10 protein-coding genes are annotated in these 11,898 nt (G+C 44.3%); 6 read left to right on the forward strand and 4 right to left on the reverse strand.

Features of this window, described 5'->3' with window-relative positions; all coding sequences use genetic code 11:
- Positions 1-1,474 (forward strand): ATP-dependent zinc metalloprotease FtsH (ftsH, locus tag B9T16_RS19995; RefSeq protein WP_410245591.1); only part of this gene is annotated, 1,474 nt, incomplete at its 5' end.
- Between the two features lie 213 nt (positions 1,475-1,687).
- On the opposite strand, the gene B9T16_RS20000 is transcribed toward ftsH, so the two are convergent.
- Entirely contained in the window at positions 1,688-2,701 is a 1,014-nt protein-coding gene (locus tag B9T16_RS20000) for a hypothetical protein (RefSeq protein WP_006617453.1), read from the reverse strand.
- A 36-nt stretch (positions 2,702-2,737) separates the two neighbouring features.
- Positions 2,738-4,765, reverse strand: a complete 2,028-nt coding sequence (locus B9T16_RS20005) for a patatin-like phospholipase family protein (protein WP_006617454.1) — start codon at positions 4,763-4,765, stop codon at positions 2,738-2,740.
- A 492-nt stretch (positions 4,766-5,257) separates the two neighbouring features.
- Here B9T16_RS20005 and phaE point away from each other — a divergent pair, with 492 nt between their 5' ends.
- Together phaE and B9T16_RS20015 are read left to right on the forward strand one after the other, a co-directional pair.
- A complete protein-coding gene (gene phaE, locus B9T16_RS20010; protein WP_410245592.1) occupies positions 5,258-6,280 on the forward strand; it encodes a class III poly(R)-hydroxyalkanoic acid synthase subunit PhaE in 1,023 nt (340 codons plus the stop codon).
- Positions 6,281-6,340: 60 nt separating this feature from the next.
- Positions 6,341-7,462 carry a class III poly(R)-hydroxyalkanoic acid synthase subunit PhaC gene (locus B9T16_RS20015; protein WP_231852041.1) on the forward strand — a complete coding sequence of 374 codons (1,122 nt, stop codon included), beginning with the start codon at positions 6,341-6,343 and terminating at the stop codon, positions 7,460-7,462.
- 71 nt (positions 7,463-7,533) lie between these two features.
- Here the strand turns inward: B9T16_RS20015 and B9T16_RS20020 are convergent, their stop codons facing one another.
- Positions 7,534-7,803 carry a hypothetical protein gene (locus tag B9T16_RS20020; protein WP_006617457.1) on the reverse strand — a complete coding sequence of 90 codons (270 nt, stop codon included), beginning with the start codon at positions 7,801-7,803 and terminating at the stop codon, positions 7,534-7,536.
- A gap of 466 nt (positions 7,804-8,269) precedes the next feature.
- Between B9T16_RS20020 and B9T16_RS20025 the strand changes: the two genes are divergently transcribed.
- Positions 8,270-8,959, forward strand: coding sequence for a GDSL-type esterase/lipase family protein (locus tag B9T16_RS20025; RefSeq protein WP_006617458.1), 690 nt, complete (start codon positions 8,270-8,272; stop codon positions 8,957-8,959).
- Between the two features lie 30 nt (positions 8,960-8,989).
- Here B9T16_RS20025 and B9T16_RS20030 read toward each other — a convergent pair whose 3' ends face one another.
- The gene (locus B9T16_RS20030) at positions 8,990-9,388 is read right to left on the reverse strand and encodes a hypothetical protein (RefSeq protein WP_410245593.1); all 399 of its coding nucleotides are present in this window, start codon (positions 9,386-9,388) and stop codon (positions 8,990-8,992) included.
- A gap of 793 nt (positions 9,389-10,181) precedes the next feature.
- On the opposite strand from B9T16_RS20030, the gene B9T16_RS20035 reads away from it, so the two are divergent.
- Both B9T16_RS20035 and B9T16_RS20040 read left to right on the forward strand, forming a co-directional pair.
- Positions 10,182-10,520, forward strand: coding sequence for a hypothetical protein (locus B9T16_RS20035; protein ID WP_006617460.1), 339 nt, complete (start codon positions 10,182-10,184; stop codon positions 10,518-10,520).
- Between the two features lie 772 nt (positions 10,521-11,292).
- Positions 11,293-11,898, forward strand: a 606-nt coding sequence (locus B9T16_RS20040; RefSeq protein ID WP_410245594.1) for a hypothetical protein, incomplete at its 3' end; no start/stop codon positions are given.

The following is an 11,898-nucleotide window of genomic DNA, read 5'->3' on the forward strand; positions in this document are numbered from 1 at the left end:
GCGGTCTTCCCAGTCTTCGGGAAATGCTATGAATTTTGGTAAATCTAAGGCTAGGTTCCAAATGGAAGCGAAAACCGGGATTCTGTTTGATGATGTGGCTGGTATTGAAGAAGCTAAGGAAGAATTGCAAGAGGTGGTCACATTCCTAAAATCCCCGGAAAAGTTTACCGCCATTGGTGCGAAAATTCCTAGGGGGGTGCTATTGGTGGGACCCCCTGGAACGGGAAAGACCCTGTTAGCTAAGGCTGTAGCGGGGGAGGCGGGAGTTCCGTTTTTTAGCATTTCTGGGTCGGAATTTGTCGAGATGTTTGTGGGGGTCGGTGCATCCCGGGTGCGGGATCTTTTTAAGAAGGCTAAGGATAATTCCCCCTGTCTGATTTTTATTGATGAAATTGATGCTGTGGGTCGCCAACGGGGGGCGGGAATTGGCGGCGGTAATGATGAACGGGAACAGACCCTTAACCAATTACTGACGGAAATGGATGGATTTGAGGGTAATCCGGGTATTATTGTGATTGCAGCCACTAATCGCCCTGATGTGTTGGATGCAGCCCTATTGCGTCCGGGACGGTTTGACCGACAGGTGATTGTTGATTTACCTGGTTACAATGGCCGTTTAGGGATTTTACAGGTTCATGCGCGCAATAAAAAGCTGGCTGATGATGTTTCCCTAGAGGCGATCGCCCGCAGAACACCGGGATTAGCAGGGGCGGATCTGGCTAATTTGCTTAATGAAGCGGCGATTTTAACGGCCAGACGACGCAAGGAAGCGATTACCCTGTTAGAAATTGATGATGCTATTGACCGGATAACTATTGGTTTGGCTTTAACTCCCCTTCTCGACAGCAAGAAAAAGCGACTGATTGCTTATCATGAGGTGGGACACGCTTTGCTGATGACCCTGTTGAAAAATTCTGATCCTCTTAATAAGGTGACAATTATTCCCCGCTCTGGAGGAATTGGCGGTTTCGCTCAACAGATGTTTAATGAGGATATGGTTGATAGTGGTCTGTATACCCGCGCTTGGTTGATTGATCAAATTACTATTGCTTTGGGGGGAAGGGCTGCTGAACAGGAGGTTTTTGGTGAAGCAGAGGTGACTATTGGCGCTAGTAATGATATCCAGGTGGTCAGTAATTTGGCGCGGGAAATGGTGACTCGTTACGGGATGTCGGATTTGGGATTGGTGGCTTTGGAAAGTCCCGGAGAACAGGTATTCTTGGGGCGCGGCTTTCCTAGTCAATCGGAGTATTCTGAGGAAGTGGCGACTAAGATTGATCATCAAATTAGAGCGATCGCCTTTCGCTGTTATGAGCAAGCTCGCCGCCTTATCCGTGATCACCGAGTTTTGCTAGATCGGTTGGTAGGACTTCTCCTGGAAAAGGAAACCATTGAGGGGGATGAGTTCCGCCGCCTGGTGTCGGAATATACTCCTCTTCCTGAAAATCAAATGGCGATTAGTCTCACCAAATAAGCTACATATCAACTACAAAACAGTTGTTAGGAGGCGGTAGGGGGGAGTTTAAACCCCTCCCCCACCCGCCCTTAATCATTCATCTATGCTGGCTGTGGAACACCTGTCGGGGCGGCACATTTTTCGCCCCAACAAATCTCTATGACTACCGCCACCTTGACAAGCGATCGCCATATTCTTCTCTTCTGATTTTTGACAAGAATTGGGTTAATTTTACACTAAAACCGTTTCCTGTTTTTTGACTGAAAATTCAGCGGAATAACTGTAGTCAATATTTAGCCAAAACTCCCCACTAATAGAGCCCCTGGTCTCAATTTGAATGGGGCGGATTGTAGCTGTAGGGACAGGTTCAATATCTGGGTTATAGGGGTCGATATCGCCAAAATAAATTGGGGTATTTGGCTGTAAGAGAATCGGGGGAATTTCGTCAGGTAAATTAGGTACAGGAGTCCGTTCATCAATGGTGACGGCGGACAGAAACACGGTCACATCCCGAAAGGTGATGTTACTGTACTTATTAGTAACAGCGATCGCCACAGTTTCCACCTGATTTTCACCTAGGCTAGGCTGAGGACAAATCAACTCAAAAGAGGGAGAATATTTATCTATTCCCAGGTAAGATTCTGGCGTAAAACTCGCCGCCACCACCGATAATAAAGCCGACGACCAACCCTGATCATCTAGGGGATGAATAAATGATAATCCCCCCGTTTGTTCGCTGATGGCTACATTATCTCCCGCAGATTTCCGATAACTGTGAACTCTGACTAATGCTGACTTAGCCGCAGCGATCGCTTTTTCCCACTGGTCTAAATCTAGTGATTCATTATCCGATGAAATACCCAATTCTCCCAGATAAAAAATCGCCCTATTTGCGCCTAAACGCCAGTCAAAGTGATTACATGCATCGGCGATCGCTCCCGCACCATCCCCCCTCGCTGGGTCATTCCTTCCATTGCTACGGCTAACCTTTAACCCAGTCAATTCCGACTCATTTACCCCAGAATTAATCAAATAATTACGCAGGGTACGACTAAAGGGGGTTCCGTGCCAAATTCCCTCTATTCCTAACCAGGTAATCTCCAAATCACAGGGGTAGCTTTCCGTGACATTTTCTATCACCTGTTCCGCCACATTACTGATAGTAGCAGCATCATCGCGCAGTGATGAACTGGTATCGATAATTACTACCAAGTCCACTTTATTGATTGTATTTTTCTGACTCATATTGTCATCCTATTACCGCTATTTTTTGCCAGGATTTTACGGTTGATTATCTCCACCATTATTAACCGCAAATTTTAAGCGATCGCGACCTCGACCACTCACCAAAACTCGACCCGAGTATTCTAGTTTAACCCCCTCTATTTTAGCCGGTTCATATCCAGAATCTAGGGGAATTTCTGCCGTCAGCTTAGACGGTTCACTATCCTTAACGGGTAAGTTTCCCAAAGAGAGAAATTCTCCCTCTTCCAGAACTTGGAGCCTTTCACCTTCTGAACTAATTACCTCGGCTTCAACTACCCGGAAATCCAGAACATCTGCATTCAGATAACTATTGGTCACTTCTAGGCATAATTTCGACCTATCCTCGGAAGTAGTGACAGCAAAATTTAAACCATCTAAACTGTCGGGAAGTTCCGCCACCAAAGCCTGAGTGTTTCCAGTCTTCTGGGAAGTTTTCTTAACCCCAGATACCGGAGTTTCCCAGACCGTTTCTGATACCGAGACACCCGCCACCAATTTTAACTCATAAATACGATGCTTACCCTTACCTTTAGCGGTCGTTAAAGTTATCGTATGTTCACCTTGACTAAGGCTTCCTAGTCGTAGTTCAGTTTGACGTTTCTGATTTTCTCCCGCACCCCAAATGCGGATTAATAGGATACCGTCTAGGAATAACCAATCCTCTCCTGAACCATCGCGATGGTAAAATAAAGTTAGTTCCCCTTCTTGATAATTCCTAGAGAGTTGGAAGTGAATATTCAGGCGATCTGTTGATGCCACTCCCGGTGGTTTTTCAGCATCAGGAGCAGTTATAATTGTCGGTAAACTCGGAGATTGAATCGGGTCAGCATCACTACCGATATCATAGTTATATTCGGGAGTCCACACACCCAGGGAAGAAACCTTTAGCCGTTTGGAAGATGTGCCAATTTGCCATAAAACCCCTGGGTCATATTTGGCAATATCAGAAGTTATATTAACCTGACTTTCTGGGGTAAGTTTATCCTCTAAATCCCTGGCGTTTAACAGGGGTTCCACGAAAGCATCAGCTTGTTCAAATCCTACCGATATCAGGTGGTTAATCAAACTAGGATGGCGGTCAAATTTCGAGGCATAGTCTAATCCTTCTAAATGCGATCGCTTAATTTCTAACTGGCGAATTTTTACCGGACTAATTCCCGCCATCTCTCCATTTAAAAACCCCTTTTGTAACCAGCGATTAGTTTTTTCGATAAACTCTAAACTTTGATACAGAGAAAGATTACCTGATAGTTGATTTCTCCGATCTAAAATCTCTGGCGTAGTCCTAGGTATACCGTCACAGGCGCGAGGGTTCACCTGTATAACCCATAATTCATCCGGCCATTGTTCTGGGGGAATAATTTGTTCATCCACTAGGGATAAAATTGGCGGATTTTCGGCAAATAAACCATCCCAATAAGCAGCATCGCCAATTTCCACAGCTTTGAATAGGGTGGGAATAGCCGCCGACGCGAGAATGGCATCAATTTCCATTTCATTTTGGCGAGAGTCAAATATTTTTGATTCCCCAGATATCACATTAACCGCACCTAAAAATAATCGAGGACTGCTACCCTTAATCAGCCTAGGAAGTTCCGAAAATTCAATGTGTTTTTCCAGCAGTTTTTTCAGGTCTAAATATTCTCGCCTAGGCGTTACAGATTGCCAAAATTCCTGAACTCCTCCCCAGGTGTAGGGATTAGAAACATAGCTGGGAATAATCCCTTTCTCGTAAAATCTACAGGATTGAACCGTTAAATAATTTAGGTATTGTTCCCAAAGATGGTTGGCTGAGTTGTCTTCCCAAAAATCAATTAATTTTTGAGAGACTTCCCCAGCAGTTTCCCCTTGATTTTTAACTAAACCATACCAAGCTAGTAGACTGCATAAACCGCCGCCAGATGTGCCGCTTAAACTTACAATTTCATAGCGATCGCACACATCACCTTGCAGAAATCTCTTTAAAACTCCCGCCGTAAATGCCGCATGGCTTCCTCCTCCTTGACAGGCGATCGCAATTTTACCTTTGTTCCGCTTACTCATTTTTTGGCTTCCTAGTAATGGGTGAATAATGCTTTAGTCAACCTCCAGTTTTAATTGGTTTCGGTCACATCAACTCTCTTTTCTCATGATTATCACTTCACCAAAATACAGACCAAAGCTAACGTTTGCGGTTGTTTCAACGCCAACGCCAGTATTTTTTGAATCCTTTGTATCGCGCTATGTAGTTGATGCTAAACGGGTAAACCTCCCAATTTTATAGGTGAATTTTTTTAGGCTGTACCTTATTATTTTATAGAATTTCTCCCAAGGACTCAACCCCCTGACAAAACCTTTATAAAATTTTAACATTTCCCCAAACCAATGACCGATAAAATTAATCAGTTTTGTTGTGGATAAAAAGCCAAGTTAGATTTACAATTACCAAAGAAGAAGCTAAAATCTGGGTAGCTTTTTTGTTCTCAGTTTCATGTTTGAGGGAACGCCAGAACAGGAGAAGACCAAATTACAGCTTCACACGAAGAGGTATAGACAATGGAAAACGAAACAAATCCGTGGAACGAAATGGCCAATCAATGGGTTAACACCTGGACTCAGAGCGGAAATGACATCTGGAAAAACTGGTTTGATCTGATGAGTGGGTCAGGAGTATCTGAAACCGATAAAAATGGCCAGTCCCACTCTGGGGGAATAACCGAACAAATGGCAAAAAATCAGGCCTCATTGATGCGTTTTCTACAATTTTCCTTTGAAGCCTGGAAAGATATATTACCCAAAGTTGAAGCTGGTACGAATTGGGAACAAACCCTAGAAAACTACTCCCAGCAAATTCGCCAGCAAATGGAACAATATATGAGTGTTCCCACTAAGATGACCGGAAGCGGTAGCACTATGGCGAAACTCTACATGGAACAAATGCAGAAGTTTAACCAAATGTGGATGAACTACAGCGGCGCGGCTATGGTTCCCATGGTTGAAGCCATGATGGGTAAAAGTGAAGCATTCATCGAGTTAAATAACCTCTACTGGGAACAACTGTATCAACCCAGCCTAGGAAACCTGCTACAAAGTCCCATGTTTGGTATTACTCGCGAGTTGAATAGTACCTTAATGAGTCATTTTCAGGCTTGGACAAATTTTTATCGCGCTAGTAATGATTATCAGGTAGTGTTAGCAGATATCCAAGTCCGCGCTTTTGAAAAGTTAATCGAAAAATTAGCGGAGGGAGTTAGCAAAGGCGAAAAAGTCGAAACTTGGCGGCAGTTTCAGCAGTTATGGAGTGTGGCTATAGATGACGTATTTGAGGAAACTTTCTGTTCTGAAGATAAACTCAAAATTCGGGGAAGGTTTATTAACTCCCTCAACGCCTATCGACTAGAACAACAAAAGTTGATGGAGATTTCTATGCGATCGCTTAATCTCCCCCTCCGCAGCGAAATTGACGAAATGCACAAAACCATTTACCAACTCCGCAAAGAGGTTAAATCTCTCAAAAAACAGATATCCACCATTACAGCATCTTCACCCAAACCCGAGTCAATTCCAGAAGTAAGTTGAGAGAAAGCCACACCTAATATTTGTCTCAACAGCCTAATTCAATTCGTGATCCAATTCAATATGTCTTTGCTAGGAGGACATCAAGCCATGTTACCTTTCGCCTTACAAATGGGTTTAGAAGACTTAACCGAGGAATATGCAGACCTCACCGAAAAAATTGTTCATGGTATGGACAACCTTAGTAGTTTACGGGAGGAAGAAATTATCGTTGGGGTCACACCCAAAGAAGCAGTTTACCAGGAAGATAAAGTCACCCTTTATCGGTTTGAACCCAAAGTCAAAAAAACCCTTTCTGTACCTCTGCTAATTGTCTATGCTTTAGTCAATCGTCCCTTTATGGTAGATTTACAAGAAGGTCGTTCCTTAGTTGCTAATTTACTCAGTTTGGGATTAGATGTCTATTTGATTGATTGGGGATATCCTACCCGTAGCGATCGCTGGTTAACCTTAGATGATTATATCAACGGTTATATTAATAACTGTGTTGATTTTCTTCGCGATCACTATGAACTCGATAAAATCAACCTCCTAGGAGTTTGTCAGGGAGGAACCTTTAGCCTCTGCTACAGTTCCCTATATCCCGAAAAAGTGCAAAACCTAATCACCATGGTTGCGCCAGTCAACTTTGATATGCCAAATACCCTCTTAAATGCGCGGGGAGGCTGCACACTAGGACCCGAAGCCGTAGATATTGACCTCATGGTTGAGGCTTTAGGTAACATTCCCGGCGACTATTTAAACATCGAGTTTTTGATGTTAAAACCCCTACAATTAGGATATCAAAAATATCTTGATTTACCAGAAATCATGGGAAGTCGCGACAAACTCCTAAACTTCCTCCGCATGGAAAAATGGATTTTTGATAGTCCCGACCAAGCCGGAGAAACCTATCGCCAATTCCTGAAAGATTTTTATCAGGAAAACAAACTAATCAAAGGCGAAGTAATGATTGGTGATTCTCGGGTAGATTTAAGTAATATTACCATGCCAGTTCTCAACCTCTACGCCGAAAAAGATCACCTAGTCCCCCCTTCCTCTTCCCTCGCACTAGAGGAATACATCAGCAGTGAAGACTACACCGCCAAATCCTTCCCCGTAGGTCATATCGGTATGTATGTCAGTGGTAAAGTACAGCGAGATTTACCCCCAACCATTGTCGACTGGTTAAAAGTGCGAGAGTAACTTTGATTAACAACTCATTAGGGGGGGGTTGACCAAAAATTCACCTACCCCCTTTCCCCTTTTTTGATGCCTTACTTCACGCTCTCGGCGCTTTTACGCATAGTATTAAAATACTCTGTCCAGAGTTGTTTTTGAGCATCCAGCATCATTTGGGTGGTCTGCTTTTGTGTTTCCAGATAAGATTTAACCATGTCCTCTTGCAATTTCAGGGTCTGTTCAAAACCTTCTGATAAATCAGAGGGAGGCTTCCAACCAGGGAAACCCTCCGTCCAAGCGTCAAACCATTTTTTCTGCAAGTCTACCATTTGCTTTTGGTAATCTTCAAAAAGCTTAGTATCCATATTGCATAAACCAGTAAATTACTTTTCGCCAATCAAATCTGACTCTGATTGACTCTATAGCTATTCCCGGCTCGTCGTTTCCTAAAGCCTGAGAAACACTACCTCAAATTATAAGATAATTTGCTCAAAATTGATGCTTTTTAGCTAATCTATAGATTTGTAACAAAATCTCATTTTTCCCATCAATTTACGGCAGGTATTCTCAAAAATCCTCCTCTGCAACCATTAGGTCCGGTCTTAGTTAACAGAATATTAACCCAATGTTAATCTTTAGAAGCGATCGCCAACAATATCTATCCCCAGACATAAATTGTAGTTTGAGATACCGCTGCTGAGGGATTTTAGGCACATCAGTTCACTAAGAACTTTTTTATTAAGTTTTATTATGTTAAGCTGTGTTACAGTAGATGGCTAAAAACCTACCATCCAGGTAAAGACCACAGCCAACTTAGGAGAGCAGCATCCCATGATACAAGCAGTTGCAACAACCAAGTTTGCGCCCACCCATACCAAACATACCCCCCTAAGAATTATCGCTTTGGGGGACAGTCTAATTTATGGATTCGGAGATCCAGTCGGCGGAGGTTGGGTAGAACAATTGCGACGCGAGTGGATGTCTCCAGAAAAACCCGGTCATGCGCTTTACAACCTAGGGATTCGTGGTAACACCGTCGCCCAAGTTACCCAGCGTCTCGAGCAGGAATTTCGGCAACGGGGAGAATTAAGAAACCGCCTACCAGACCTAATTATTTTATCAGTAGGACTCAATGACACTCCCCGCTTAGGAAGACCCAACGGCCGATCGCTCACAGATTTTGACGCATTTCGCATCCATGTCGCCACCCTTCTGGAAAGGGCCCAAAGCCTCTGTCCAGTCATTTTCGTAGGAATGCCTCCCGTTGACGAAAGCAAAATGCCCTTTTTAGGCTGTATGTATTACAACCACGCCGACCAATACGCCTACAAAGAAGCCACACGGCGAGGCTGTGAAGTCCGGGATATCCCTTATTTAGATATATTTGACCTATGGCTGTCCCGGGGGGAAGATTGGGTGCGATCGCAACTGAGTTCCGACGGTTTACATCCCAATGTTCAAGGCTACCAAAGTTTACTGAAAGACGTACAGAATTGGGAACCCATCGCCAACCTAGGTTAAACCCAACCCCCCAACTCCCCGAACTTCTGGTTATTTATTCGTAACCAGAGGTATTTGTTTAGCCCAATCAAAATAACTATCCCACCACTGTTTTTGAACAGTGGCGATCGTTTCTAGGGCTTCCTGCTGTATTTTCAGAGTCCCATTGACAGTTTCTTGTTGAAAATCTAACGCCTTGGTCATAGCCTCGGAAGTATTAGATAGATCCTTGATACTGTCGAAACTATTTTTCCAGGTATCCAGCCATTGTTGCTGATAGTCTTCAAACCAATTTTTGCTCATGATTCCCTCAACCGTGAAAACAACAAAATAACCACAACTCGCAGCGGGTAAGCACCTACTGCTTGTGATCAGTATCAGCAACCACCACCCCACCAGTCGCCGTCCCAGGTAGTGGCGATCGTTACTCTCAAAATCTATAAAGGTCAATTCTGTTTCGTCTGCTGAGTAATTATACCAGCATTATCCCAGATTGAATACCTGATTCTACCAATTTCAGGTGTTGAAACCCGATCCTTGGCTGAAATCAATTGCGATCGAGCCTTCCCCGTCCGTCATCACAACCCCCACCATAGCTCTAGCTACACTGTCAAGATATCATGACATTATCAATTTCCAGTCGAATTAAGTAGATATCAAAAAGTTCTATTAAATCTGCAACACTTTACTTTCGTAAAAAAAGTTATACAATCACAGGTTTAGCCATTTCAGCATTGTACCAATTCATCAAAATCAGGGTTTATTCTCAGTAAATTTACGGAAACAGACCCCACAAACAACCCCAGAAATTTCCGTAAAAATACTTATGGCAAAATGTCGTCAAAAATGTAATCTTAAATCAGAGTATAAATTTCCATGCTAACTAACTCAGCAGCGATTATCTAATTTATTGACGCAACCGCCAAAATATAGCGCTAGTCTCGGCACATTGTCAGTGGAATTAGGATTGTGCAACCCCCAGAGAGTATTAATCCCAGGAAAAATGGCAGATTTCTCCTTTGTGGTCTAGTCCTGTGGCGGCGCACCCCTTAAATCGGAAGCTATGGGAGAAGCGGGAGATAATGTACTTTAACCTAACTTTGAGGGTGATTATTTTCGTAATTGCCGAAGTTATCTAATTCTGAAAGTCTTTGATTAATGGTAGAAATTGGGTAACTTTAACTATAGCGATCGCCTATAGATTTAGCAATTAATAATCAACAATATTTGGGAGTTACATCTAATGGATGAAATCGTGAGAAAATTAGCAGGGGTGGGTTTACCAGCGGTGGTTCTGTTAATTGCAATGGCGACCACAGGACTGACCGGAGCCGCCGCCATAACGGCCGCTTTAGCAATGCTAGGACCTGGTGGGATGCTGGGCGGAATTGTATTATTAGGAATCATTGGACTAGCATCGGACGCATTGACTAAATATGGTTTACAAACGCTTCTAGTGGAAGTTTATTGGCAACGGATCAAAAATGGTGAAAGTCCGTCGAAGTTGTGCAGTGAAATTGATTGGCTGCCAATTACCAAGGAATTGAAATTGATACTTAAAGATGCCCTCGGTCAGTTATGAGGGAAAGTGTGATCGCCCATCTAGCCATGTAGGTTGGGTGAAACGCAGTGAAACCCAACAGCAGTTAGATATAGTGGGGTTGGGTTTCGTGACCTCCACCCAACCTACTCCACTTNGGGGAAAGTGCGATCGCCTAATTTTCTACCACTTCCCAAAACCCCAGCCATGTAGGTTGGGTGAAACCCAACATCAGTAGGTTGGGTGAAACGCAGTGAAACCCAACAGCAGTTAGATATAGTGCGATCGCCTAATTTTCTCGGACTTCCCAAAACCCCAGCCATGTGGGTTGGGTGAAACCCAACATCAGTAGGTTGGGTGAAACGCAGTGAAACCCAACAGCAGTTAGATATAGTGCGATCGCCTGATTTTCTACCACTCCCCAAAACCCCAGCCATGTAGGTTGGGTGAAACGTAGTGAAACCCAACATAACTGAGAGATGGTGGTGTTGGGTTTCGTACCTCCACCCAACCTACCACTTGGGGAAAGTGCGATCGCCCATGTAGCCATGTAGCCATGTAGGTTGGGTGAAACGCAGTGAAACCCAACAGCAGTTAGATATAGTAGGGTTGGGTTTCGTGACCTCCACCCAACCTACTCCACTTGGGGGAAAGTGCGATCGCCCATCTAGCCATGTAGGTTGGGTGAAACACCAACAGCAGTTAGATATAGTAGGGKTGGGATTCGTGACCTCTACCCAACCTAGTCCACTTGGGGGAAAGTGCGATCGCCTCATTTTCTCGGACTTCCCAAMAMCGCAGCCATGTAGGTTGGGTGAAACGCAGTGAAACCCAACATCAGTTAGATAGAGTGGGGTTGGGTTTCGTGACCTACACCCAACCTAATCCACTTGGGGGAAAGTGCGATCGCCCATCTAGCCATGTAGGTTGGGTGAAACGCAGTGAAACCCAACAKCAGTTAGATATAGTAGGGTTGGGTTTCGTGACCTCCACCCAACCTACTCCACTTGGGGGAAAGTGCGATCGCCCATCTAGCCATGTAGGTTGGGTGAAACGCAGTGAAACCCAACATCAGTTAGATATAGTGGGGTTGGGTTTCGTGACCTCCACCCAACCTACTCCACTTGGGGGAAAGTGCGATCGCCCATGTAGCCATGTAGGTTGGGTGAAACGCAGTGAAACCCAACATCAGTTAGATATAGTAGGGTTGGGTTTCGTGACCTCCACCCAACCTACTCCACTTGGGGGAAAGTGCGATCGCCCATCTAGCCATGTAGGTTGGGTGAAACGCAGTGAAACCCAACATCAGTTAGATATAGTGGGGTTGGGTTTCGTGACCTCCACCCAACCTACTCCACTTGGGGGAAAGTGCGATCGCCTCATTTTCTCGGACTTCCCAAAACCGCAGCCATGTAGGTTG

This window comes from Arthrospira sp. PCC 8006 (assembly GCF_046480465.1).
In the GTDB taxonomy this organism is placed as follows: Bacteria; Cyanobacteriota; Cyanobacteriia; order Cyanobacteriales; family Microcoleaceae; genus Limnospira; species Limnospira platensis.